The sequence below is a fragment of the Achromobacter sp. AONIH1 genome (genome assembly GCF_002902905.1).
GTDB lineage: Bacteria > Pseudomonadota > Gammaproteobacteria > Burkholderiales > Burkholderiaceae_B > Achromobacter.
Genome location: NZ_CP026124.1, coordinates 1176893 through 1202200 on the forward strand (window position 1 = coordinate 1176893; position 25308 = coordinate 1202200).

22 protein-coding genes are annotated in these 25308 nt (G+C 69.1%); 8 read left to right on the forward strand and 14 right to left on the reverse strand.

Annotation, left to right across the window (positions count from 1 at the left end; all coding sequences use genetic code 11):
* Nucleotides 1–76: 76 nt before the first annotated feature.
* The 5 genes from C2U31_RS05445 to C2U31_RS05465 all read left to right on the forward strand — a co-directional run bounded on the left by C2U31_RS05445 (nucleotide 77) and on the right by C2U31_RS05465 (nucleotide 5310).
* Nucleotides 77–1048 (forward strand): LysR family transcriptional regulator, encoded by a 972-nt coding sequence (locus tag C2U31_RS05445; RefSeq protein WP_103271907.1) that lies wholly within the window; start codon nucleotides 77–79, stop codon nucleotides 1046–1048.
* A 241-nt stretch (nucleotides 1049–1289) separates the two neighbouring features.
* Nucleotides 1290–2291 carry an ABC transporter substrate-binding protein gene (locus C2U31_RS05450; protein ID WP_103271908.1) on the forward strand — a complete coding sequence of 334 codons (1002 nt, stop codon included), beginning with the start codon at nucleotides 1290–1292 and terminating at the stop codon, nucleotides 2289–2291.
* Nucleotides 2292–2362: 71 nt separating this feature from the next.
* The gene (locus C2U31_RS05455) at nucleotides 2363–3133 is read left to right on the forward strand and encodes an ABC transporter permease (protein WP_103276267.1); all 771 of its coding nucleotides are present in this window, start codon (nucleotides 2363–2365) and stop codon (nucleotides 3131–3133) included.
* 32 nt (nucleotides 3134–3165) lie between these two features.
* On the forward strand, nucleotides 3166–3936 hold the full coding sequence (locus C2U31_RS05460; RefSeq protein WP_103276268.1) for an ABC transporter ATP-binding protein: 771 nt from the start codon (nucleotides 3166–3168) through the stop codon (nucleotides 3934–3936).
* A gap of 57 nt (nucleotides 3937–3993) precedes the next feature.
* On the forward strand, nucleotides 3994–5310 hold the full coding sequence (locus C2U31_RS05465) for an FAD-binding oxidoreductase (protein ID WP_103271909.1): 1317 nt from the start codon (nucleotides 3994–3996) through the stop codon (nucleotides 5308–5310).
* 13 nt (nucleotides 5311–5323) lie between these two features.
* Here C2U31_RS05465 and C2U31_RS05470 read toward each other — a convergent pair whose 3' ends face one another.
* The 12 genes from C2U31_RS05470 to C2U31_RS05525 form a co-directional block, all read right to left on the reverse strand.
* On the reverse strand, nucleotides 5324–5722 hold the full coding sequence (locus tag C2U31_RS05470) for a putative toxin-antitoxin system toxin component, PIN family (protein ID WP_233772655.1): 399 nt from the start codon (nucleotides 5720–5722) through the stop codon (nucleotides 5324–5326).
* Between the two features lie 10 nt (nucleotides 5723–5732).
* Nucleotides 5733–5984: a type II toxin-antitoxin system Phd/YefM family antitoxin gene (locus C2U31_RS05475; protein ID WP_103271911.1), complete on the reverse strand. Its 252-nt coding sequence runs from the start codon at nucleotides 5982–5984 to the stop codon at nucleotides 5733–5735.
* A 141-nt stretch (nucleotides 5985–6125) separates the two neighbouring features.
* Nucleotides 6126–7352 (reverse strand): MFS transporter, encoded by a 1227-nt coding sequence (locus C2U31_RS05480; protein WP_103271912.1) that lies wholly within the window; start codon nucleotides 7350–7352, stop codon nucleotides 6126–6128.
* 91 nt (nucleotides 7353–7443) lie between these two features.
* Nucleotides 7444–9003: a TolC family protein gene (locus C2U31_RS05485; RefSeq protein WP_369869780.1), complete on the reverse strand. Its 1560-nt coding sequence runs from the start codon at nucleotides 9001–9003 to the stop codon at nucleotides 7444–7446.
* Between the two features lies 1 nt (nucleotide 9004).
* A complete protein-coding gene (locus C2U31_RS05490) occupies nucleotides 9005–11047 on the reverse strand; it encodes an FUSC family protein (RefSeq protein WP_103271914.1) in 2043 nt (680 codons plus the stop codon).
* Nucleotides 11028–12077: a multidrug transporter subunit MdtN gene (gene mdtN, locus C2U31_RS05495; RefSeq protein WP_103271915.1), complete on the reverse strand. Its 1050-nt coding sequence runs from the start codon at nucleotides 12075–12077 to the stop codon at nucleotides 11028–11030. Before mdtN ends, C2U31_RS05490 begins: the two co-directional genes overlap by 20 nt.
* Nucleotides 12078–12081: 4 nt before the next feature.
* Nucleotides 12082–12360, reverse strand: coding sequence for a hypothetical protein (locus C2U31_RS05500; protein WP_103271916.1), 279 nt, complete (start codon nucleotides 12358–12360; stop codon nucleotides 12082–12084).
* Nucleotides 12361–12535: 175 nt separating this feature from the next.
* The gene (locus C2U31_RS05505; protein ID WP_103271917.1) at nucleotides 12536–14548 is read right to left on the reverse strand and encodes an acetyl/propionyl/methylcrotonyl-CoA carboxylase subunit alpha; all 2013 of its coding nucleotides are present in this window, start codon (nucleotides 14546–14548) and stop codon (nucleotides 12536–12538) included.
* A gap of 55 nt (nucleotides 14549–14603) precedes the next feature.
* Entirely contained in the window at nucleotides 14604–16211 is a 1608-nt protein-coding gene (locus C2U31_RS05510; RefSeq protein WP_103271918.1) for a carboxyl transferase domain-containing protein, read from the reverse strand.
* 222 nt (nucleotides 16212–16433) lie between these two features.
* Entirely contained in the window at nucleotides 16434–17615 is a 1182-nt protein-coding gene (locus C2U31_RS05515; protein WP_103271919.1) for an acetyl-CoA C-acetyltransferase, read from the reverse strand.
* A 23-nt stretch (nucleotides 17616–17638) separates the two neighbouring features.
* The gene (gene aceK / locus C2U31_RS05520; RefSeq protein WP_103271920.1) at nucleotides 17639–19570 is read right to left on the reverse strand and encodes a bifunctional isocitrate dehydrogenase kinase/phosphatase; all 1932 of its coding nucleotides are present in this window, start codon (nucleotides 19568–19570) and stop codon (nucleotides 17639–17641) included.
* A gap of 25 nt (nucleotides 19571–19595) precedes the next feature.
* Nucleotides 19596–20774 carry an isovaleryl-CoA dehydrogenase gene (locus C2U31_RS05525; protein ID WP_103271921.1) on the reverse strand — a complete coding sequence of 393 codons (1179 nt, stop codon included), beginning with the start codon at nucleotides 20772–20774 and terminating at the stop codon, nucleotides 19596–19598.
* Between the two features lie 245 nt (nucleotides 20775–21019).
* Between C2U31_RS05525 and C2U31_RS05530 the strand changes: the two genes are divergently transcribed.
* Together C2U31_RS05530 and C2U31_RS05535 are read left to right on the forward strand one after the other, a co-directional pair.
* Nucleotides 21020–22198, forward strand: a complete 1179-nt coding sequence (locus tag C2U31_RS05530) for a M20 aminoacylase family protein (RefSeq protein WP_103276269.1) — start codon at nucleotides 21020–21022, stop codon at nucleotides 22196–22198.
* Nucleotides 22199–22360: 162 nt separating this feature from the next.
* Entirely contained in the window at nucleotides 22361–23332 is a 972-nt protein-coding gene (locus C2U31_RS05535; protein ID WP_103271922.1) for a tripartite tricarboxylate transporter substrate binding protein, read from the forward strand.
* A gap of 64 nt (nucleotides 23333–23396) precedes the next feature.
* Here C2U31_RS05535 and C2U31_RS05540 read toward each other — a convergent pair whose 3' ends face one another.
* Complete coding sequence (locus C2U31_RS05540) at nucleotides 23397–23729, reverse strand: YnfA family protein (RefSeq protein WP_103271923.1); 333 nt, start codon at nucleotides 23727–23729, stop codon at nucleotides 23397–23399.
* A 7-nt stretch (nucleotides 23730–23736) separates the two neighbouring features.
* On the reverse strand, nucleotides 23737–24117 hold the full coding sequence (locus tag C2U31_RS05545; protein WP_103271924.1) for a MerR family DNA-binding transcriptional regulator: 381 nt from the start codon (nucleotides 24115–24117) through the stop codon (nucleotides 23737–23739).
* Between the two features lie 101 nt (nucleotides 24118–24218).
* Between C2U31_RS05545 and C2U31_RS05550 the strand changes: the two genes are divergently transcribed.
* On the forward strand, nucleotides 24219–25286 hold the full coding sequence (locus C2U31_RS05550) for an MBL fold metallo-hydrolase (RefSeq protein WP_103271925.1): 1068 nt from the start codon (nucleotides 24219–24221) through the stop codon (nucleotides 25284–25286).
* The last annotated feature ends 22 nt before the right edge of the window (nucleotides 25287–25308 follow it).

Below are 25308 nucleotides of genomic sequence, written 5' to 3' on the forward strand. Positions count from 1 at the left end.
TATTAGATTTGCTTAAACAAGCCGATATTTTTGACCACAAAGATAGGCATTCTTAGCATTTCTCATAGGAGACACCATGGGCGCGCTGAAAAACGATTCCGGACTCGATATCCGCATGCTGCGTATTTTCGCGGCGGTGGCCGGTGCCGACAGCCTGTCGGCGGCGGCCGAGGCGCTGGGCGTGACGCAGTCGGCGGTGTCGCAGACGATTTCGCAGATCGAGACCACGCTGGGCATGCGCGTGCTGGACCGTTCACGCCGACCGTACCGGCTGACGCCGGCGGGCGTGACGTTGCAGCGGCAGTCGCGGCAGATCGTCGATGACGTGGACCGGTTGATCGCGCAGGTGCGCGAGGCCGACCTGATGAACCGGCCGGCGATCCGCATCGGCATGATCGATTCCTTCGCGGCCACGACGGGGCCGGCCATCGTCAAGCGGCTGACGCAGAGCGCGAGCCAGGTGCTGGTGTGGTCGGGGCTGGCCTACGGCCATGCGCAGGCGCTGCTGAACAGGCAGGTGGACATCATCGTCACCACGGACGCGCTGGAGGATGTGGATGGACTGGCGCGCCGCGCGATCCTGAACGAGCCTTTCGTGCTGGTGGCGCCGACAGCGCGCGCGGACGAATTCGCGCGCATGGATTTGCGGCAGCTGGCGCAGACGGCGCCGTTCATCCGTTTCAGCCGCCGCTCGCATTTCGGCGCCATGATCGAGCGCCATATGCGCCGCGCCAACGTGACCGCGCCGCCGTTCCTGGAGATCGATACCAGCGACGTTGTGATGGCGATGATCGCGGCCAACCTGGGCTGGGCGCTGACCACGCCGCTGTGCCTGTTGCAGGGGCGTTCGTGGCTGGACCAGGTGGCGGTGCTGCCGCTGCCGGGACCGGGCCTGGCGCGCACGCTGCACCAGGTGTCGCGGCAGGGCGAGTTCGAGGAGATGGCGGACGCGTTCTGGCAGTACAGCCGGACCGCGCTGGAGACGGAGATCTTTCCGCAGATCAACGCGCGGCTGCCGTGGCTGGGACGGCGGATGCGCCTGTATTGAAAGGCAGGACCCACCCCTGAAGCGTTGTGCGCCGCCGATCTGGGCGGCCCCCTCAAGAGGGCATCGCTGCTGACTGAAAAAGCCGGCTCCGCGCGATCCCGATGACGCGCGTATCGCGGTGGGTGAAATCGGTGAATCAAGGCGGTCCCCGCGTCGCGCGCCTGAGGTGCGCACGCTGCCCCCGCGGGACCGTCGTCAGCCTTGGGGCGGCCAGACCATAACAACGCAAAGGGAGAAGGACATGCAGGAGACAAGACGGAGATTCATCCAGGGCGTGGCGCTGGGGGCGGCGGCGCTGTCGCTGCCGCTGACCGGCCGCGCCTGGGCGGCGGGCGCGCAGGCCGTGCGCTACGGCGGCTCGGCCTGGCTGGGCCATTACCCGGCCTGGCTGGCCATCCAGGCCGGCTATTTCAAGGCCGAGGGGCTGGACGTGGGCTGGGAATCGTTCGGCACCACGTCGGCGCGCGTCAGCGCCCTGCTGTCGGGCAATATCGACATGGCGGTCACGGCCGCGCCGGCGGCGCTGGCGGTGATGGCGCGCGGGTCGAAGCACTTCGCCATCATCGGCGTGCCGGAGAATTTCGGCCGCGTGGAAGGGCTGATCGTGCGCGATGGCGTCAAGACTTTGGCTGATTTGAAGGGCAAGAAGGTCGGCGTGACCTTCGCGTCCAGCGCGCATCTGCTGGTGCTGAACCTGCTGGATCAGGCCGGGTTGAAGGCGGACAAGGACGTGACCGTGCTGAACGTGCCCGCGCCGGAAATGCCGGCCGCGTTCCAGTCCGGCCAGATCGATGCGGCGGCGGCCTGGACGCCGCAGTTCAACGCCATCAGCGCCATGCCGGGCGCGCGCGTGCTGGCGGATGACACGCAGTTCTCGCTCTACCGCGACTACGGCGTGACGCCGGGACCGGACGTGCTGGTGGCGCGCCGCGCCTTCCTGGAGAAAAACCCGGACGCGGTGAAGCGTTTCTTGAAGGCGTATTTCCGCGCCAATGAGCAGCTGCGCGCGCAGCCGGACAGCGCCGTGACCGCGCTGGTGGAGCTGACCAAGCTGGCGCCGGCGGATCAGCTGGCGATGGTGAAGGGCGCCGACTGGTACGGCGCGGCGGACCAGCGCGGTTTGCTGGATCCGGGCGGCAAGTACATCGACGGCCTGCAGAAGCTGGCCGAGATGATGGTGCGCTACGGCCAGATCGACAAGGCGCCGCCGGTGCGCGAGTGGATCGACCCGGCCTATCTGTAGGACGCGCGGCGCCGGCCTGGCGCCGCGTTGTTCGCGCACCTGAACCTTCAACGCCTGGAATGAATTGAATGATGAACGCCCCGACTCGCAAGCGGCGTCCCGACCTGATGCTGATCAGCAGCGTGTCCGTGATCGCGCTGCTGCTGTTCTGGGAGGCCGCGTGCCGCCTGCAATGGGTGGACCCGCTGTTCCTGCCTCCGCCCTCTTCCGTCTACGCCCGCATGGCGGGCATGTGGGAACAGGGTTCCCTGATGTCCCACATCCTGGCGTCCGCGCGCCGCGTGATGGTGGGGTTCGCCGCCGCCACCGCGCTGGCGATCCCGCTGGGCATTTTCCTGGGCACGTCGCGGCGCGCCCGCGCGGCCTTCGATCCGATCCTGTCCTTCCTGCGGCCGCTGCCGTCGATGAGCTGGATTCCGCTGTCGCTGCTGTGGTTCGGCATCACCGAGACGCAGAAGTACAGCATCGTCTTCATGGGCACCTTCGCGCCCGCGCTGCTGTACGTGATCGAGGCCACGCGCAATATCGATCCGCTGCTGATCCGCGCCGCGCGCAACCTGGGCGCGAGCGGGCCGCAGGTGATGCGCCTGGTGATCCTGCCGGCCAGCCTGCCGCAGATCTTCAGCGGCTTCAAGGTGATCCTGGGGCTGTCCTGGACCTGCGTGATCTCCGCCGAGCTGGTGGCGGCGAAGGAAGGGCTGGGCTTTCTGATCATGAACGGCAAGGAATTCTTCCAGACCGACACGGTGGTGCTGGGCATGGCGCTCATCAGCGTCACGGTGCTGATCACCGACGTGGTGTTCCGCGTCATCGAAAACAGGGTGCTGGCATGGTCGCGGTGAATACGAAGGCGGATACGATGGCGAACGACACGATGATCTCGCTCGAAGGCATCTCCAAGTCCTTCGGCTCCTTCCATGCGCTGCAAGGCGTGGATCTGGAGGTCAAGCGCGGCGAGTTCCTGGTGGTGCTGGGCGCCTCGGGCTGCGGCAAGTCCACGCTGCTGAACCTGATCACCGGCTTCGAGCAGCCAAGCGCCGGCCGCATCGTGGTCAATGGCCGCGAGGTGCGCGACGTGGATCCGCATTGCGGCATGGTGTTCCAGCAGTACGCGCTGTTTCCCTGGCTGACGGTGGCCGAGAACGTGGCCTTCGGCCTGAAGCTCAAGGGCGTGCCGGCCGCCGAGCGCCGCGCCACCGCGCAGCAGTTCATCGAGATGGTGGGCCTGAAGGGCTTCGAGGACGCCTATCCCAAGGCGCTGTCCGGCGGCATGCGCCAGCGCGTGTCCATCGCGCGGGTGCTGGCCAACGATCCCGACGTGATACTGCTGGACGAGCCCTTCGCGGCGCTGGACGCGATGACGCGGCAGGTGCTGCAGGAAGAGCTGACGCGCATCTACGAGCGCAGCGGCAAGACCATTATCTTCATCACGCACTCCATCGACGAGGCGCTGCTGTTGTCCAACCGCATGGTCATCATGAGCGCGCGGCCGGGCCGCGTGGCTTGCGATATTCCCAACGACCTGCCCTTTCCGCGCAATGCCGACGTGCAGCTGTCGCCGCGCTACATCGAGCTGAAGTCGCAGATCTGGGGCATCGTGCAGAACGAAGTCATGCGCAGCCTGCAGGCGCGCGCCGACCAATGAGACGCGCGGCGGCGCGCCGGCGAACGCTATTCCAACCGCAACACTGAACCCATCATCATGTCTCACCCCTCAGGGCAATCGCGGACTTTTCCCCACTACCAAAGCGGCTCGGGCTGGAACGCCATGCTGCCGGCGCGCGCGCCGCGCGTGGCCGCGCCGCCGCAGTCGCGCTTCAAGCATGTGGTCATCGGCGCCGGCTACACCGGCCTGGCGGCCGCGCGCCGGCTGGCTGAATTGCAGCCGCAGGAACCCATCCTGGTGCTGGACGCCAGCAGCGCCGGCGAAGGCTCGGCCGGACGCAACTCGGGCTTCCTGATCAACCTGCCCCACAACACGCGCATGAGCGGGCATCACAGCCCGCTGCAGATCGCGCGCAAGCAGATCGCCATGTACCAGGCCGGGCTGGACTGGCTGGCGCAGCTGTCGCAACAGGGCGGCTTCGATTGCGGCTGGGACCTGGCTGGCAAGTACCACGCCGCCGCCACCGAGGGGGGCAGCCGGAACCTGCGCGCGTCGCTGGCGCAGTATCGCGACTGGGGTGTGGCGTACACCGAGCTGGACCGCGACGCGATGCGCGAGCAGCTGGGCACGGACTACTACCAGTTCGGCTACCACTCGATGAACAACGTCTTCGTGCAGCCCGCCGCGCTGATTCGCGGACTGGCCGACACGCTGCCGGACAACGTCTGGCTGATGGAGAACAATCCGGTCGAATCGGTGGATGGCGGCGGTCCCTACATCGTGCGCACGCGCAATGGCCCGTTCAGCGCCGACAACGTGATCCTGGCCAACAATGCCTTCGCGCGGCGGCTGGGTTTCCTGCGCAGCCGGCTGGTCACCATCTACACCTACGCGGGCGTGACGCCGGTGCTGGACGCGGCGCAGCAGGCGCTGCTGGGCCAGCGCGACCAGTGGGGCGTCATTCCCGCCAACCGCCTGGGCACCACGCTGCGCCGCATCCGTGGCGGTAGGTTCATGGTGCGCAGCGCCTATTCCTACGAGGCCGAGCAACCGCTGGAGCGCATGGCCGGACAGTTGCGCGCGTCGTTCCAGCGCCGCTATCCGCAACTAGCCGCGCATGATTTCGAGTACGTGTGGAGCGGTTCCACCGCCCTGACCGGCAACGGCGCATCCTTCGTCGGCGAGGTCCGGCCCGGGCTTTACGCCGCCGTTGGCTGCAATGGCGCGGGCGTCATCAAGGGCACGATCCACGGCCGCCTGCTGGCCGAGCGCATCGCCGGCCAGCGCAGCGCCATGCTGGATGACCTGGAAGCCCTGGAGAAACCGAACTGGCTGCCGCCCGATCCGCTGCGGCGCATCGGGGTGCTGACGGCGATTGCCTGTCAGGTGAGGAAGGCGGGGTTGGAGAAGTAGAGGGGCAACGGGGTCAATCGGCCGGTCGATTCAGGAAGTCGGCTGGCTTCAGAATTTCGATTCCATGGAACGGATGCAGCTCAAGCAGATCGTTGTCCCCTGTCAGGATCATCCGTGCGTCGCCGTTCAGGGCGATATCCAGGAATTTGTCGTCCTTGGGGTCTCGGCACGCCGTGATGCGTTGCGTGATGGGAATGACGCGCACAATGCCCCCCAGCAGGCGGATGAATTGTTGTCGGTCGGCGAGAGAAACGTAGCGGTCGAACTTGGGCCGTGCGAGCACGTCGACCAATTCCGTCAGCGTGTCTTCCGACATGAGGGGAAGACCCCAGGCCAGGCCGTGATCCACGGCTTTGGCGGCTTGGCCGCCGGGCATGAGCAAACGGCTGATCCAGAGGTTGGTGTCGATCACCAGCTTGCGGTCAGTCCTCACGGTCTAGCAATTCCCGCAGCACGTCTTCGGTCATGCCGGCTTCTTGCGCCTTGGCGCCCACCCGGTCGCTGAATCGCTGGAATTCCGCCACGTTCAGATGGACCAGGCGTTCATACTCGTCCACGGACATGACCACCACCACATCCCGCTTTTGGCGCTGGATGATGACGGGTTCTCGGCGGGCGGCTTCGATGACATCTGCGAATTCCTGCCTGGCTTCGCTGGCGGTAATGGTGCGCATGGTGTTTGCTCCGTACGTTTTGTACAAATCGTACAAATAAATCGCAGCTTAGGCAAACCGCGATATGTGAGTTTCTTGACGCAGAAGGCCCATGTCGTGGCAACCGCCAATCAGGCGATACCTGGCCAGCCCGACCCGGCGTCAGGCCGGAACCAGCGTGCGCAGCTTGCGCAGCTCCGGGAACCACCACATCCACAACCCGGCCACCGCCACGGTGCCCAGTCCGCCGATCACCACGGCCGGCACCGCGCCGACCAGCGCGGCCATCACGCCGGACTCGAATTCGCCGAGCTGGTTGGACGCGCTGACGAACAGCGTGTTGACGGCGCTGACGCGGCCCAGCATGTGGTCGGGCGTGTTCAGCTGCACCAGCGACGAGCGCAGCACCACGCTGACGGCGTCGGCCGCGCCCAGCACCACCAGCGCGGCGATCGACAGCGGGATGGAGGTGGACAGCCCGAACACCGTGGTGGCCAGTCCGAACACCATCAGCGCGCTGAACAGCAGGCGGCCGACCTGGTTGCCCAGGCTCAGCCGCGCCAGGGTCAGCGACATCAGCATGGCGCCGCAGGCGGGCGCGGCGCGCAGCGCGCCCAGCGCCCAGGGGCCGGCCTGCAGGATGTCCTTGGCGTAGATGGGCAGCAGCGCGACGGCGCCGCCCAGCAGCACGGCGAACAGGTCCAGCGACAGCGTGCCCAGCAGCAGCCGGCGCTGGAAGATGAAGGTGATGCCGGCGAACAGCGTGTGCCAGGTGGTCGGCTCCTTGCGCGGCGGCGTCCTGTCGATCTTCATGCTGGCGACGGCGGCGAAGGCGGTCAGGTACAGAGCGGCGGCCACGCAGTAGATCCAGCCCGCGCCCAGGCCGTAGCCCACGCCGCCCAGCGCCGGCCCGGCGATCTGCGCGATCTGCCCGCCCGACGAGGACAGGGCCGTGGCGCGCGGCAGCCATTCGCGCGGCACCACGGCGGGGATCAGCGTGGACAGCGTGGGCGCCTCGAAGGCGCGCGCCGAGCTCATGATGATGAGCGTGGCGTAGATCAGCGGCTTGCCGCCCAGGCCGTGCAGCGCGGCGACCGCCAGCATCAGCGTGGCCAGCACTTCCACCGCCATGCAGATGGCCACGATCTTGCGGCGGTCGTATCGGTCGGCCACGTGGCCCACCACCAGCGTCAGCGCCGCCATCGGCAGGAACTGAGCCAGCCCGATCAGGCCCAGGTCCAGCGCGCTGCCGGACAGTTCGTAGATCTGCCAGCCCACGGCGACCGAGACGATCTGGAAGGCCAGCGACGCGCTCACGCGCGCGAAGAGGAAATGCAGGAAGGCGGGGCGTCCTAACGGACTGGGACCGGAGGTGTCTGGGGCAGGCATGGCGGGTCGCGCGGCGCGGGCGAAAGCTTCCGATTCTAGGCGCGGCGGGCTGACGGCGAGCTAAAGGGGGCGGACCAGCGGCCGCGCCGTCCTAGCGTTCGTCCAGCAGCGACACCCTGCCCGTCGCCACCGCCAGCACCGCCGCCGCCGAGCGCGCATTGGCGATGCTGTCGGCGTAGGCGTTCTGCGCGACCAGCATCTGGCTCTGCGCCAGCGTGGCGTCGGTCAGCGAGCCCACGCCGTTGCGATAGGCGGCGGACGCGGCGTCGTAGGTGACGCGCGCGGCTTTCAGCAGCGCGACGGCGGCCTCGTTCGCGGCGATGCCCGAGCGCAGCGCATTGCGGGCGGCGACGATCTGGCGCGTGGCGTCCTGTTTGGCGCGGGTCAGGCGTTCGCCGGCGCTGGCGGCGTCGTTGCGCGCCTGCATCCGCGCCGCCGCGCGCAGGCCGCCGTCGTACAGCGGCAGCGTCACGCCCAGGAAGACGCTGGAGCCGGAACGGCTGCCGTCCAGGTTGACGGTGCCGGCCTGCTGGCCGATGGCGGGCACGGCGGTGATGGACGAGCGCCCCGAGGTGTGCGAGGTCGACGCGGACAGGAAGACCTTGGGCAGGAAGTCCGAGTCCGCCGCGCGCGCCTTGGCCTGTTCGGCCTGCTCGGCCGCGTAGGCGGCCAGCACGTCGGGGCGGCGCGCCAGCGCGTCGGTGATGATCTGTTCGACCGGCTGTGCCAGCGCGGGCGACAGCGCGTGATCGGGCAGCGCGGCGATGCGCGGCTGCGCCAGCGGCGAGATGCCCATGGCGGTGATCAGCGCCAGATAAGCGTCCTGTTCGGCTCCGTCGGCGGTGACAGTGGCCAGCCGGGCCTGTTCGCGGTTCTGGGTCGCCTGCGCCACCTCGACCACGGTGCCCTGGCCTTGCCGGTAGCGCGCGTTGGCAGCATCGAGCAGGGTGCCGGCATTGACCAGGCCCTGCCGCGCGTTGACGGTGCGCGCGCGCGCCGCGATATAGCCGTGGTAGGCGACGCTGACCTCCTGGACCAGCTGCTGGTGCACGGCGGTCAGGGCGACGTTGCCGGCGATGGTCGCCTGTTCGGCGGCCTGCACGCGCGCCTGCCGGCCGCCGAAGTCGAACAGCAGCCATTGCAGCGAGAGCACGCCCACGGTGCCGTGCGTGCTGCTGTTGCTGGAGGAGTCTCCCAGGCCGATGTTGCTGGAGCCGTTGCTGTGGCGCCAGCCCGTCATGGCGGTGGCGGCCAGCTGCGGCAGGTAGACGCTCTTGACCATGCCGGTGGCCAGCGCGGCGTTGCGCGCCGCGTTCCAGGCGATGCGGGTGCGCGGATTGGACGATTGCGCTAGGTCGATGAGTTCGGCCAAGGTGTATTCGTGGCCGGGATCGATGGCGTTGTCTTGCGGCACCGCGCCGGCGGCGGCGTTGGCCGGCAGCACGTAGCGCGCGTCGGGGCTGTCGGGCCGGGCCGGGCCGGAGACGATGGCGCCGCTGGCGTCGACGGGTGGCGTCCAGGGCCGGTCGGCGCGCGGTGGGGCCAGGTCCAGCGACGAGGTGGCGCAGCCGGCCAGGCTCAACAGCAGGGCCGGCCAGGACAGGCGCGGCAGCGGGATTGGCCAGGATGGGCGGACGGACAGGCTCGGCATCTTAGGCAGGGGCATGGGCCGGGGCTTCCTGGGTGGGTTCGGTGGACGGGCCGGCGACGGCGCGCGCGGCCCGGGCGTCCATCAGCTGAAGCAAGGCGGGCAGCGCCGCGTCGCCCCGCGTGGCCGGCAGGGGGGGCGATGGCGGACTGGCCAGGCCCGCGCCGTCGATCCGCGCCAGCAGCGCGGCATCGCCTGGCGCGCGGCCGGCGGCCAGGACCAGCGGCGCGGCCGTGGCGGACAGCGCCGCCAGTGTGTCGCGGCGGGCATCCTGCCAGGCTTGCGGCGGTCGCAGCCATGCGGGTTCATAGGCGGTCAGCGAGAGCTGTCGCTGCGCGTCGCGGCCGGCGGCCAGCGCCTCGGCGGCCAGGGCATGGCGCGCCGCGCCGCCGGCCGCGACCGCGCGCCATTGCGCGCGCAGGGCCGTCATGGCGCGGTCGACGCTGGCGGCGATGCTGACCGGCCAGACGCGCGTGAAGATCAGGTAGACCACCATGTTGCCCAGCAGGATGCCAATGGTCCGGTCGCGGGCGATGGTCAGGTCGAAGCCCGGGCCGGCGCCCTGGATGACGCACAGGAAGAAGGCGAAGGCGATCTGGAAGCCCGCGTAGGCGATGGCCGGCGGGCCCACCGCGATCCAGGCCGACAGCGCGGCGGCGATGGACACCAGCGCCAGCAGCGAGGCGATGGAGTCCATGTGCGGCACGATGAACACGATGGCGGCCGTGCCCGCCAGCGCGCCGATCACGCAGCCGGCCAGGCGCAGGCGCAGCTTCTGCACGGTCTCGCCGGCGCTGCCCAGCGACACGATGTAGCAGGTGATGACGCAGGTGTGGATGCCGGGCCAGTCGAGCAGCGTGTACAGCAGGTAGCAGAACATCGCCGCGCCGGTGGTCTTGAGCGCGTAGGCGATGTGTTCGGGATTGGTGCCGGCGTCGGACAGGAAGAAGCCGCCGCGCTTGGGCGCGGTCGGCGCGGTGGACGCATCCGTGGGGGGCGACCCTGCGGCAGGCGCCCCTGCGGCGGGCGACCCCGCGGCAGACGCGTCGGAGACGCCGGTTGCTCCAGCGGGCGCATCCGGCGATTCCGCGTAGCGCATGATGGCGTCGTGCATTTCATCGAGGGCGGCGCGCGCGGCCGGGGGCAGCGTGACCGACGGCAACGCCAGGTCGATCTCGACGGGATAGCCGCCCTGTTCGTGCATGGCCGCCATGTCCTCCAGCGTGCCGGCCAAGGACCGCGCCAGCGCGTCGGGCAGGCCGGTGCCGCCCTCGCCGCGCAGCACATCCACGGCGCCCAGAATGGCGATGCTGGAGACGGCGGCCTGGCGCAGCGCGGCCACGTCGGCGCGGCTTGAACTGCCTTCCAGCGCGGACAGCTTCAGCCAGGTCAGGATCTGCTTGTTGCCTTCGCGCAAGGTCAGGGCGAAGGCGGGGGTGCTGTCCGCACTGCCGCTCAGCCGTTCGGCAGCGAGCCTCAGCCGGCGCGCCAGCCGATCACAGGCGAGGCGTCGTGGCGAAGGCGCCAGCAGCAGGCCGGCGACGATGGCCGCGCCGGCCGGGATGGCCACCAGCAGCCACGCATACAGCAGCATGCGGGTGCTGGCCTCGCCGATCGGCACGCGGCCCATCTGGTCCAGCCCGAAGCCGACAATCATCGCCAGGATGGCGCCGATGGGCCGCAGCTTGCTGGCCGAGGCCAGGAACAGGAAGCCCGCCGACAGCAGCGCCATGGCCGAGACGCGCAGAATGGGATAGTCGATGCTGGCGGTGGTGACCAGCAGGATCACGCCCAGGATCACCGAGACCAGCAGCAGCATCATGGCGGGCAGGATGGCGCTGAGCACGCGGTCCGAGCGGATCAGGAAGAAGGCGATGTAGACCGACAGCGCCGCTTCCGGCGTGCCGTAGGCGCTGGCGACCAGCGCGGTCAGCGCGCAGATGACGGTCAGGCGCAGCGTCATCTCGCCGCGTCCGGGGAACGGCGCCAGCAGCCGCGCCAGATCGCCCGGGCGCGGGAAGCCGGGCCTAGCGGCAGGCCGGTCCATGGCGGATCTCGACCACGGCGCTGGCGCCCATGCGCACCAGCTGCGCCGGCGGCTCCTCGAGTTCGACGCGGACCGGGAAGCGCTGCGCCACCCGCACCCAGTTCACCGAGCGCTGCACCAGCGGCAGCGAATGCGGCAGGTTGACGCGGTCGCCGTCGAGCACGCCGGCGCCGATGCCCACGACCTTGCCGCGCATGGCCTGCCCTCGGTCGATCATGGAATAGACCGTGGCGCAGTCGCCGATGGCAATTTGCGCCAGATCGGTTTCGCGGAAGTTGGCGACGGCGAACCATTCATCCGACGCCACCAGCGTGAACAGGGACTGGCTGGGCGCGACGGTCTCGCCGGTCAGCACCGACAGCCCGGTCACGTAGCCGTCGTGGGGGGCGCGCACCACGGTTTGTTCCAGCGAGTGGCGGGCGCGCGCCAGGGCGGCCTCGCGGGCCTGCACGGCGGCCTGCGCCTCGGCCTCGTCGCCGATGGTGCTGGCGGCGGCCGCCTGCTGTTGCTGGGCCTGCTTCAGCGATACCTCGGCGTCGCGCAGCGTGACTTGGGACTGGTCGTATTGCTGCGTCGGGATGTAGCCCTGTGCCGCCAGCGGCGCCAGCCGCTTGACGGTGCGCGCGGCCAGCGCGTGGTTGGCCTCGGCGCGGCGCAGCTGTTCGTCGGCGATGGCGGAATTGGCGCGTTCCGAGATCAGCATGCGGCGGCGCGATTCCAGCGAGGCGCGCGCCATGGCGAGGTCGGCCTCGGCCTGCTGCACGGTCAGGCGGTAGGGTTCGGGGTCGATCTCCAGCAGCACATCGCCCTTGGCGACGCGCTGGTTCTCCTTGACCGGCAGGCCGACCAGGCGGCCGCCGACGGGTGTGGCGATGTGGACCAGGTCGGCGTCGATGCCGGCGCTGTCGGTGGCGGGGTAGTTCGCGCTGCGGTGCCAGGCGTAGGCCAGGGCGGCCACGCCCAGCGCGATGATGGCCAGCGCGATCAGGCGGCCGAGGGCGGGAGTCTTGCGCGTGCCGGCGAGTTTCATGGGGTCACCTCGTCGCCAGCGTCCAGAACAGGACGGCCACGACCATGCCGATGGCGCAGCACACGGACAGTTGCAGGGGCAGCTTGCCGTTCCAGGCCTTGGCCACGAACAGCCGGTGCGCGACCAGGGCCGCGACGATGCCGATCAGGCCCGCCAGCAGCCAGCGGGGAAAGTAGGCGCCGAAGATCACATAGGACGGCGCGCCGCCGGGGCCGCAGCCTTGCAGGACCAGGAGCGCCGCCGTGACGGCGGCGGCTCGGAAAAGAGGCAGTGATTTCGGCATGGCGTGTTGGCCGGATCGCCTGTGTCGGACTACAGCTGACCAGAGTATCACCGCCATGCCGCGTCGCGCTCCGGAGTTACCCCAGCCTTGACATTTATTGTCGCGGAGTCCCGCCAGCGCGCGGGCAAGCGGCGCGGCGCGGCGGCCACATGGCCCGCTCGCCACGCCGCCTGGACTACTCTATCGCCACCAGCTCCGCGCCTTCCGTGACCTGGTCGCCGATGGCGTAGAACACCTCGGCGACCTTGCCGTCGGCCGGCGCCGAGATGGTGTGCTCCATCTTCATGGCTTCCATGACCAGCAGCGGCTGGCCCTTCTCGACCGTGTCGCCGGCCTTGACGGCGATGGAGATGATCTTGCCCGGCATGGGCGCGGTCAGGCCGCCGCCGTGCTCGCCCTGCGTGTCCTGCGAGTGCGCCAGCGGATCGTACAGCTCCAGCGCGTGCGAACCGGCGTCGGTGAAGACGTAGGCGCGGTCGGCGTGCAGCGCCACGGTGCCGGCGCTTTCATGGCCGCCCAGCGTGACGCGCAGGGCAAAGGCGCCGCCGGCGTTGGCCTGCGCGCGCCACAGGAACGGTTGCGGGCCGTCGCCGGCATCCAGGGTCCAGTCCTTGCCGTGGCGGGCGATGGCGACGCGGCGCGTTTCGCCGTTGTCCACCCATTGCAGCTCGCGGCGGTACTGGCCGCCCAGGCGCCAGCCGTCGCGCGCGTCCCAGGGATCGGCCGAGGCCTGCGCGGCCGCGCCGGGCTGGGCCAGGCCCTGGCGCGCCAGCACGGCGGCGCTGGCCAGCGCCAGCGCGTCGGCGCCGGCCGGTCGCGGCACGGGCAGCAGGGTGTCGCGCTGGCGCTCGATCAGGCCGGTGTCCAGGTCGGCGGCGGCGAAGGCGCTGTCGCGCATCAGGCGCGACAGGAAGGCGACGTTGGTCTGCACGCCCACGGCCTGCGTCTGCGCCAGCGCCTGCAGCATGCGGGCGCGGGCCTGGTCGCGGTCGGCGCCGCGCACGATCAGCTTGGCGATCATGGGGTCGTAGAACGGCGTGATGGTGTCGCCCATGCGCACGCCGCCGTCCACGCGGATGTCGCCGTTGGCGAAGGCGGTGTGCGCGGGCAGGCTCAGGTAGGCCAGCGTGCCGATGGACGGCAGGAAGCCCTTTTCGGGGTTCTCGGCGTAGATGCGGGCCTCGATGGCATGGCCCTCGATGCGCAGGTCTTCCTGGCGCGCCGGCAGCGGCTGGCCGGCGGCCACGCGCAGCTGCCATTCGACCAGGTCGTGGCCGGTGATCATCTCGGTGACCGGATGCTCGACCTGCAGGCGCGTGTTCATTTCCATAAAGTAGAAGCGGCCGTCGGGCTCGGCGATGAATTCCACCGTGCCGGCGCCCACGTAGCCGACGGCGCGCGCGGCGGCCACGGCGGCCTCGCCCATGGCGCGGCGGCGTTCTTCGGTCATGCCGGGCGCGGGCGCTTCCTCGATGACCTTCTGGTGGCGGCGTTGCACCGAGCAGTCGCGCTCGAACAGGTAGACGCAGTTGCCCTGCGTGTCGGCGAAGACCTGGATCTCGATGTGGCGCGGCTTCTGCAGGTAGCGTTCGATCAGCACGCGGTCGTCGCCGAAGCTGGAGGCGGCCTCGCGCTGGCAGGAAGCCAGCGCGTCGAGGAAGGCGCCGGACGATTCGACCACGCGCATGCCCTTGCCGCCGCCGCCGGCGCTGGCCTTGATCAGCACCGGATAGCCGATGGCGTCGGCCTGCGTCTTGAGGAACTGCGGGTCCTGATTGTCGCCGTGGTAGCCGGGCACAAGCGGCACGCCGGCTTTTTCCATCAGCGACTTGGCGGCGGACTTGCTGCCCATGGCGGCGATGGCCGAGGCCGGCGGACCGACGAAGGTGATGCCGGCGTCGGTGGCGGCCTGGGCGAAGGCTTCGTTTTCCGACAGGAAGCCGTAGCCGGGGTGGATGGCCTGCGCGCCGGTGTCGCGCGCGGCCTGCAGGATGGCGTCGGCGCGCAGGTAGCTGGCGCGCGGCTCGGGGCCGCCGATGTGCACGGCCACGTCGCAGGCGGCGACGTGGCGCGCGTTGGCGTCGGCATCGGAATACACCGCGACGGTGCGGATGCCCAGGCGGCGGGCGGTGGCGGCCACGCGGCAGGCGATTTCGCCGCGGTTGGCAATCAGCAAAGTATCGAACATGGAGTTCATCCAGGCGGGATTGTTCTGGGGCTGCGCGAGGGGCGGCTGCGCCGCCCTACATCCGGAATACGCCGAAGCGCGTGTCTTCGATCGGGGCGTTGAGCGCGGCCGACAGCGCCAGGCCCAGCACGCGGCGCGTGTCGGCCGGGGCGATGATGCCGTCGTCCCACAGGCGCGCGGTGGCGTAGTACGGATGGCCTTCGCGCTCGTACTGCTCGCGGATGGGCGCCTTGAACGCGTCTTCCTCGGCCGCCGGCCAGTTGCCGCCGCGCGCCTCGATGCCGTCGCGCTTGACGGTGGCCAGCACGCTGGCGGCCTGCTCGCCGCCCATGACCGAGATGCGCGCGTTGGGCCACATGAACAGCATGCGCGGCGAATAGGCGCGGCCGCACATGCCGTAGTTGCCGGCGCCGAACGAGCCGCCGATCAGCACGGTGAACTTGGGCACGGCGGCGGTGGCCACGGCCGTCACCATCTTGGCGCCGTGACGCGCGATGCCTTCGTTCTCGTACTTGCGGCCGACCATGAAGCCGGTGATGTTCTGCAGGAACACCAGCGGGATCTTGCGCTGCGCGCACAGCTCGATGAAGTGCGCGCCCTTCTGCGCCGACTCCGAGAAGAGGATGCCGTTGTTGGCCACGATGCCCACCGGCATGCCCTGGATGTGGGCAAAGCCCGTGACCAGCGTGGGGCCGAAGCGGGCCTTGAACTCGTCGAATTCCGAGCCGTCGACGATGCGCGCGATGACCTCGCGCACGTCATAGGGCTTGCGGGTGTCGGCCGGGATGATGCCGTTCAGTTCGGACGGGTCGTAGCGCGGTTCGCGCACGGGCCGCAGCGCCAGCGGCTGCGGCTTTTGCAGGTTCAGCCGCGCGACGGCGTTGCGCGCCAGCTGCAGCGCGTGCATGTCGTTGGCGGCCAGGTGATCGACCACGCCGGACAGGCGCGTGTGCACGTCGCCGCCGCCCAGGTCTTCGGCGCTGACTTCCTCGCCGGTGGCGGCCTTCACCAGCGGCGGGCCGCCCAGGAAGATGGTGCCCTGGTTCTTGACGATGATGGACTCGTCGCTCATGGCGGGCACGTAGGCGCCGCCGGCGGTGCAGGACCCCATCACCACCGCGATCTGCGCGATGCCCTGGGCCGACAGGGTGGCCTGGTTGTAGAAGATGCGGCCGAAGTGGTCGCGGTCGGGGAAGACCTCGTCCTGGCGCGGCAGATTGGCGCCGCCGGAGTCGACCAGGTAGACGCAGGGCAGGCGGTTCTGCGCGGCGATCTCCTGCGCGCGCAGGTGCTTCTTGACCGTCATCGGGTAGTAAGTGCCGCCCTTGACCGTGGCGTCGTTGCACACGATCACGCATTCCGTGCCCGACACGCGGCCGATGCCGGTGATGACGCCGGCGCCCGGCGCCTCGCCTTCATACATGCCGTGCGCCGCCATCGGCGACAGTTCCAGGAAGGGGCTGCCCGGATCGATCAGCTGTTCGACGCGGTCGCGCGGCAGCAGCTTGCCGCGCGCCACGTGCTTGGCGCGCGCGGCCTCGTTGCCGCCCAGCGCGGTCCGCGCCAGCTGCTGGTTCAGGTCGTCCAGCTGCGCCTGCATGGCGCGGGCGTTGTCGGTGTAGTCCTGCGATCGCGTATTGATGCGGGATTCGATGATGGGCATGGGGTTCCACCCGTCCTGCTGGTTGGGATTTGAAGGCGCTCGGGGAGCGGTTTGTCTCGCCGCCCGGTGGTCCGGGCATGGTTGTCTGTGTCGCGCGGGGTGTGGCAAGGGACTGCGCGGATATCGTTGCGCCTCTGCGGGCCGTGGCGGCAGCAGGCGCAGCGGCATCCGTTTCCGGGGCGGGCGCGAAGCCCGCCCCGGAAAGCGGAGCGGGGTGCGGGATCAGACCATCTCGATGGCCATCGCCACGGCTTCGCCGCCGCCGATGCACAGCGTGGCCACGCCGCGCTTGCCGCCGGTCTTGCGCAGCGCGCCGACCAGGGTGGCCATCAGGCGGGCGCCCGAGGCGCCGATCGGGTGGCCCAGGGCGGTGGCGCCGCCGTGGACGTTGACCTTGTCATGCGGGAGCTTGAAGTCGGTCATGGCGGCCATGGTGACCACGGCGAAGGCTTCGTTGATCTCGTACAGGTCCACGTCCTCGGCCTTCCAGCCGGTCTTGGCGAACAGGTTCTTCAGCGCGCCCACGGGGGCGGTGGTGAACCAGTTCGGTTCCTGCGAGTGCTGGCTGTGGGCCACGATGCGGGCCAGCGGCTTGACGCCGAGTTTTTCGGCGGTGGACGCGCGCATCAGCACCATGGCGGCGGCGCCGTCGGAGATCGACGAGGAGTTGGCGGCGGTGACGGTGCCGTCCTTCTTGAAGGCGGGCTTCAGGGTGGGGATCTTTTCCGGCATGGCCTTGGTGGGGGCCTCGTCGGTGTCGATCACGGTGTCGCCCTTGCGGCCGGCCACGGTGACGGGGGCGATTTCCCACTTGAAGCTGCCGTCTTCCGAGGCGGCGCGGGCGCGGCGCAGCGATTCCAGCGAGAAGGCGTCCTGCTGTTCGCGGGTGAAGGAATACTTGGACGCGCAGTCCTCGGCGAACACGCCCATGGCCTTGCCCTTGTCGTAGGCGTCTTCCAGGCCGTCCAGCGCCATGTGGTCGTACACGGTGCTGTGGCCGTAGCGGTAGCCCTGGCGGCCCTTGAGCATCAGGTAGGGAGCGTTGCTCATGCTTTCCTGGCCGCCGGCCACCACGATGGTGGCGCTGCCCGAGGCCAGCAGGTCGTGGCCGAACATCGCCGCCTTCAGGCCCGAGCCGCAGACCTTGTGGATGGTGGTGCAGGCCACGCCCAGCGGCAGGCCCGCGCCCAGCGCGGCCTGGCGGGCGGGCGCCTGGCCCTGGCCGGCCTGCAGCACGTTGCCCATGATGACTTCGTCGACCTGCTCGGGCTTGATGCCGGCGCGCTCGACGGCCGCCTTGATGGCGACCGAGCCGAGTTCGTGCGCGGCCAGGCCGGACAGGCTGCCCAGCATGCCGCCCATGGGCGTGCGGGCGACGGAAACGATAACGATGGGATCTGACATGGCTAGCTCCTGTGAGGTTCTGGTCAGCTCGGGGTTTGCGAGGCTGCGCCCGCCGCCGCGTGGGTGTCCGCGGCGTGTCGGGGGCGCAGTCGCCTGTCTGTATCGTAAGGGAAAAATTCCTCGATCCTGCCTTGCGCCACGTGCGCGCGGCAGGCCTGCCACCATTCCGGTTCGAGCAGTTCGGCGTGGTGGCGCATGAAGGCGGCGCGCACCCTTGCGTCGCCGAGTAGGAATCGTCCGAACTCCTCGGGGAACACGTCGTTCGGGCCGATGGCGTACCAGGGTTCCGACGACATTTCCGCCTCTTCGTTCGGGGCGGGCGGGATGCGGCGGAAATTCATTTCCGTCATGCGCTGGATTTCGTCGTAGTCATAGAACACGACGCGGCCCAGGCGCGTGACGCCGAAATTCTTGTACAGCATGTCGCCGGGGAAGATATTGGCCGCGGCCAGCTGCCGGATCGCGTCGCCGTACTCGCGCACCGCCGGCTCCAGCAGCGCGTCGGGCGCCTGCTGCAGGTACAGGTTCAGCGGCGTCATGCGGCGTTCGATGTAGACGTGGCGGATGACCACGGTGTCGGCGGTTTCCTCGATCAGCTCGGGCACCAGGCGGCGCAGCTCGTCCAGCAGGGCCGGCGCGAAGCGCGCGCGCGGCAGCGCCACCTGCGAGTATTCCCAGGTGTCGGCCATGCGGCCGACGCGGTCGTGCAGTTTCACCATCTGGTACTTGCGCCGCACGGTGGCGTGGTCCATGCCGTCCTTGTCGATGCGGTCCTTGATCAGCTTGAACACATAGGGATAGGACGGCAGCGTGAACACGCACATCACCATGCCCTTGATGCCGGGCGCGATGTCGAAGGCGTCGCGCGAATGCGCCAGATGGTGCAGGAAGTCGCGGTAGAACAGCGTCTTGCCCTGCTTCTGCAGCCCGATCATGGTGTACAGCTCGGCCTTGGGCTTGCGCGGCAGCAGCGTGGACAGGAAGTTGACCACGGCGGCCGGCGTTTCCATGTCCACCAGGAAATAGGCGCGCGTGAAGCTGAACAGCGTGCTCAGGTCGTCGGCGCCCAGCAGCAGCGCGTCCAGCGTCACCTGTCCGGCCGGGTTGCGCGTGAGCGCCACGGCGAAGGGGTAGACGGTGGTCTGGTTGATCAGCCGGCCTACGATGTAGGCGCCCTTGTTGCGGAAGAACAGCGAGCCCAGCGCATGGATCTGGCAATCGCTGGCGATGCGCCGGCCGACGTGGCGCGGCAGTTGCGCGCGCAGTTGCTTGACGGCGGCGCGGGCCAGCAGGCGCGTGTCGCGCGGCAGGTCCTCGAACGGCAGCGCCAGCCCGAAGTCGGCCACCATGCGGATCAGGCTTTTCTGCAGGCCGTCGGCCACCGGGTAATAGACCCGGTACGACGGCAGGCTGCTGTCCAGGTAGTCGGTGGCCACCGCCGGGCGCACGAACAGGAAATCGTTGTGGAAGTAGTCGCGGTGCAGGATGCGGCACGACACCGAGTTGAAGAAGGTCTCGGCGCACTCGGGCTGGCGGTGGTCCGCCAGCAGGCCGACGAATTCCTGCTTCACCTGCTGCCAGAACGCGGTCTGCGCATCGTCCAGCGCGGCGGACCTGCCGTCCGCGCCGCCGGCGCCGTTCGCGGTGGATTTGCCGTTGGCCGCGTCCGCGCCGTTCGGGCCCGTCGCGCCGCCGGGCCGGCCGCGCAGCGCGCCTTCGAGCTGCGCGGTGCATTCGCGCACGCGCATGTCGTAGTACTCGATGCGCTCGCGCGACAGGCGCTGGATGCCGTGCCAGTCGCCCGATTCATACAGCGACTTGGCGCGCTGCGCGCTGTAGCGGAACAGCGCGTAGTGGCGGTCGAAGCCGGCCAGGATGCGCTGGGCGACGTCGCGCGGCGAGGGCCCGGGAACGGGCGCCTGCTCGATGCGCTGGACGTCGGACATGCGGATCATGGCGGCACGCGGGCGGGGCGGTGGATCAGGCCGTTTCGGCGAACAGCTCGCGGCCGATCAGCATGCGGCGGATTTCGCTGGTGCCGGCGCCGATCTCGTAGAGCTTGGCGTCGCGCCACAGGCGGCCCACCGGGTATTCATTGATGTAGCCGTTGCCGCCCAGGATCTGCACGCCCTCGCCCGCCATCCAGGTGGCTTTCTCGGCCGTGTACAGGATCAACGCGGCGCAGTCCTTGCGCACCTGGCGGACGTGCTCGGCGCCCAGGCGGTCCAGGTTCTTGCCGACCTGGTAGCAGAACGCGCGGCTGGCCTGCAGCGTGGTGTACAGGTCGGCGACCTTGCCCTGGATCAGCTGGAATTCGCCGATGGCCTGGCCGAACTGCTTGCGGTCGTGGATATAGGGCACCACCACGTCCATCACGGCCTGCATGATGCCGACCGGGCCGCCGGACAGCACGGCGCGCTCGTAGTCCAGGCCGCTCATCAGCACCTTGACGCCGCCGTTGACCTGGCCCAGCACGTTTTCCTCGGGGATCTCGCAGTCCTGGAATACCAGCTCGCCGGTGTGGCTGCCGCGCATGCCCAGCTTGTCCAGCTTCTGCGCCACCGAGAAGCCCTTGAAACCCTTTTCCACCAGGAAGGCGGTGATGCCGCGCTGATGCGCCTCGGGATCGGTCTTGGCGTAGACCACCAGGGTGTCGGCGTCGGGGCCGTTGGTGATCCACATCTTGGTGCCGTTGAGCACGTAGCGGTCGCCCTTCTTGTCGGCGCGCAGCTTCATGCTGACCACGTCGGAGCCGGCGCCCGGCTCGCTCATCGCCAGCGCGCCGACGTGCTCGCCGGAAATCAGCTTGGGCAGGTACTTGGCTTTCTGCGCGGCGGTGCCGTTGCGGTTGATCTGGTTCACGCACAGATTGGAGTGCGCGCCGTAGGACAGGCCGATCGAGGCGCTGGCGCGGGAGATTTCCTCCATCGCCACCATGTGGGCCAGGTAGCCCATGTTGGCGCCGCCGTATTCCTCGCCGACGGTCATGCCCAGCACGCCCAGGTCCCCGAACTTGCGCCACAGATCCATCGGGAACTGGTCGCTGCGGTCGACTTCGGCGGCGCGCGGGGCGATCTCGGCGGCCGCGAAAGTGCGCACCGCATCGCGCAGCATATCCAGGTCTTCGCCCAGGTCGAAGTTCAGTCCGGGAAGATTCATCGATGTCTCCGTGATAGTAGGTACTTACATGTTCTTGTAGGCGCCAACTACCGCGCCAGATCCGTCGCGTGCTCGCATCATGCGCCGAACCGTCGTCGCCGCGCAATGATGCACCGCAAATATTACGTTTACGTAAACGTAAATTAGATTGGGGTTTTCCCTAGGCAAATGATTGTGTGCCGGTCACGGTGTCTGAGTATTATCGGGCTCCTGTTTTATTTCGAAACATTGCAACGGAGTTGGCGGTGCCCGAACTATCGAACCTGGAAGACATCGTGGCGCTGCGGCGCGATCTGCACGCCCATCCGGAGCTGTGCTACGAAGAGCACCGCACCGCCCAGGTGGTGGCCGGCACGCTGCGCGGCTGGGGCATCGAGGTCCATACCGGCATCGCCAAGACCGGCGTGGTCGGCGTGCTGCGCCAGGGCACGTCGGACCGCGCCATCATGCTGCGCGCCGACATGGACGCCCTGCCGATGCAGGAGGAAAACCAGTTCGAACACCGTTCGCGCCATGACGGCAAGATGCACGGCTGCGGCCATGACGGCCACACCGCCATGCTGTTGGCCGCGGCCCGCCACCTGCAGCAGCACGGCGGCTTCGACGGCACGGTGTACCTGTGCTTCCAGCCGGCCGAGGAAGGCGGCGCCGGCGCCCGCGCCATGATCCAGGACGGGCTGTTCGAGCGCTTCCCCTGCGAGGCCGTGTTCGGCATGCACAACTGGCCGGGCATGGAAGCCGGCACGTTCGGCGTCTGCGCCGGTCCCATGATGGCGGCGGCCAATGGCTTCAAGATCACTGTGCGCGGCAAGGGCGGCCACGCGTCCGCGCCGCAGGACTGCGCCGACCCCGTGCCCGCGCTGTTCGCCATCGGCCAGGCGTTCCAGACCATCCTGACCCGCAGCAAGCGCCCGCTGGACGCGGCCGTGCTGTCCATCACGCAGGTGCAGGCCGGCGGCAGCGTGATCAACGTGATTCCCGACAGCGCCTGGCTGGGCGGTTCGGTGCGCGCCTACAGCGATGAAGTGGTCGGCCTGATCGAGCGCCGCATGCACGAGATCTCCGGCAGCCTCGCCGCCGCGCACGGCTGCGAGGCCGAGGTCTATTTCCAGCGCCGCTACCCGGCGCTGGTGAACACCGAGGCCGAGACGGCGTTCTGCCTGGAGGTGGCGCGCGAAGTGGCCGGCGAAGGCCGCGCCCGGATCATCGAGCCGGCCATGGCGTCCGAGGACTTCGCGTTCCTGCTGCAGGCCAAGCCCGGCTGCTACATATTCCTGGGCAACGGCGACGGCGATCACCGCCATGCCGGCCACGGCCTGGGCCCCTGCATGCTGCACAACGCCAGCTACGACTTCAACGACGCGCTGATCGCGCCGGGCGCGAGCTACTGGGTGCGGCTGGCGCAGCGCTATCTGGCGGCCTGATCCCGTTTCCGAATCCAGGGCGGCCGGCGCTACGCGCGCGGGCCGCCCGACCGATGTCTTACCCCGCTTTTCCCTAGTCTTACCCGCAGGTTGTTCTACCCGGTCCGTCGACCGGCACACGCTTTACTTCAACGCAGTGCTACGCAACATCATCAGGAAGATATGAAAAAGAAGACATTGCTGATCAAGGCCGCGGGGGCGGCCCTGGCAATCATGGCAAGCGGCGCAATGGCCCAGGATTGGCCCGCCAAGCCCGTCACGCTGGTCGTGCCCTACACCGCCGGCGGCAGCGCCGACGCGATCGGGCGCCGCCTGGGCGACGTGCTGCGCAAGGAATCGAACATCACTGTCATCGTCGAGAACAAGCCGGGCGCTGGCGCCTCGGTGGGCACCGACGTGGTGGCCCGGGCGCAGCCGGACGGCACCACCCTGCTGCTGGCCTCGACCAGCCCGCTGACGATCTACCCGCATCTGGCCAAGACCAACTACGACCCGCTGAAGGACCTGACGCCGCTGGCCAGCGTGGCCGTCGCTCCGGTCGCCATCGTCGCCACCAAGGCGCTGCCGGTGAAGGACTTCGCCGGCCTGATCGAATTCGCCAAGTCGCGTCCGGACGGCGTGCGCTACGGCACGCCGGGTCAGGGCACCGTGGCCCACATCGGCATGTCGGCGCTGACCGCGCAGACCGGCACCAAGATGCTGCACGTGCCGTATCGCGGCAACAGCCAGGCGCTGACCGACGGCCTGGGCGGCGTGGTCGAGCTGCTGGTGATCAACAGCGACGTGGTGCTGCCGCACGTGGCCAGCGGCGCGCTCAAGCCGCTGGCGGTGATGGCGCCGCAACGCCTGGCCGCCTGGCCGGACGTGCCCACCATGGCCGAACTGAAGCTGCCGCAGCTGCAGTACTACTCGAACTTCGGCGTGTTCGGCCCGGCCAAGCTGTCGCCGGCCGTGGTGCAGTCGGTGCAGGCCGCGCTGGCCAAGGCCACCGCCAGCGCCGACTTCAAGGACCTGCTGGCCAAGTCCTATCTGCAGCCGGGCACCGCCGCCGGCGATGCCTTCGTCAAGCAGGTGCAGGACGAGTACGCGAGCAACGCCCGCGTCATCAAGGAAGGTGGCATCAAGGCCGAGTGACGGCCGGCGTTTCGCCAGGGGCCCCGCGCTGATCGCGGGCCCTGGCGATGCCGGCCTGCGCACGCTAACCCGAACGCGGGCCGAACATGATCACCAGCATGCCGGCCAGGCAGAGTCCCGCGCCGATCCAGTCGCTGGCGACCGGGCGCACGCCGTCGGCCAGCCACAGCCACAGCAGCGCCATGCTGATGTACACGCCGCCATAGGCCGCGTAGACGCGGCCCGAGGCCTCGGGATGCAGCGTCAGCAACCAGGCGAACAGCGCCAGGCTGGCGGCGGCGGGCAGCAGCAGCCAGGCGGAATAGCCCTTGCGTAGCCACAGGTACGGCAGATAGCAGCCGATGATCTCGGCCAGCGCCGTCAGGACGAACAGCAGGAAGGTTTGCAGGACCGCCACGGTGCGTTCAGGACTTGTGCGCCAACAGGTCGCTGCATTGGCGTTCCTGTTCCGCGATCTCGTGCAGGGTGTCGTCGATGTCGCGCCGCTGCTGCTCCAGCATGGCGCGGTGCTGCGCGAGCACGCTCTGGTACTGGCGCAGCTGGACGTCGGTGTCGCCGGGGCCGTCGTACATGTCGATCAGGCTGCGGATTTCCGACAGTTGCAGGCCCAGCCGCTTGCCGCGCAGCGCCAGCTTCAACCGCGTGCGGTCACGCGGACCGAAGATGCGGTTGCGCCCCTCGCGCGCCGGGCTGACGATCCCCTGGTCTTCATAGAAGCGGATCGTGCGGGGCGTGACGTCGAACTCGCGGGCGAGTTCGGAGATGGTCCAGGTTGACGGGGACATGCGGCGGGTGGCGGGGGGGGGGGTAGTAGTGGTGGGTGGCAGTTTACGTAAACGTAAATTATGATGCCTTGACCCGATCGTCAAGCACGGAGCGCAAGGCAATGAATCCCAACGAGCACCAGCTGCAGTACCCATGGGGCGATGTCCAGCCCGAACCCGGCAAGGCCCAGGCGGTCGCCGACGGCGTGAAGTGGATCCGCATGCCGCTGCCGTTCGCGCTGGATCATATCAACCTGTGGCTGCTGCGCGACGAGCTCAACGGACGCCAGGGCTGGACCATCGTCGACTGCGGCATCGCCCGCGACGAGGTCAAGGCGCTGTGGGAGCGGGTGTTCGAGCAGGAACTGGACGGCCTGCCGGTGCTGCGCGTGCTGGTCACGCACATGCATCCCGACCACGTCGGCCTGGCGCACTGGCTGTGCGAGCGCTGGAACGCCGAGCTGTGGATGACCATGACGGATTTCATGGTGGCCTCGCTCTGGTCCTCGCGCCGGGGCGGCGACGGCGTGGGCCCCGGCGGCCAGTCGGCGGTGGACCATTTCGCGCGCCACGGACTGGTCGACCCGGCTTCGCAGGAACAGATCCGCCAGCGCGCCAATTACTATCCCGGCCTGGTGCCGGCCATGCCGACGCGCTACACGCGCATCCTGCACGGTGATCAGGTCCGCATCGGCGGCCGCGACTGGCGCGTCATCGTGGGCTACGGCCATGCGCCCGAGCATGCCTCGCTGTACGCGCCCGACCTGCGCGTGCTGATCTCCGGCGACATGGTGCTGCCGCGCATTTCCACCAACGTCAGCGTGTTCGACTACGAGCCCGACGCCAATCCGCTGCCGCTGTACCTGCGTTCGCTGGACGGCTACGCCGACCTGGCCGAGGACACGCTGGTGCTGCCCTCGCACGGCCGTCCGTTCAAGGGGCTGCATGCGCGCATCGCGCAGCAGCACGAGCATCACCGCGATCGCCTGGCCGAAGTGCTGGAGGCCTGTGCGCAGGGGCCGAAGTCCACGTCGGACATCGTGCCGGTGCTGTTCAAGCGCAAGCTGGACCTGCACCAGCTGACCTTCGCCATGGGCGAGGCCCTGGCGCACCTGCATGCGCTGTACTTCGAAGGCAAGCTCAAGCGCGCGCAGGACGCCGACGGCGTCGTGCGCTTCACGGCGGCCTGATTGTCAGGCGTGGACGCGTCGC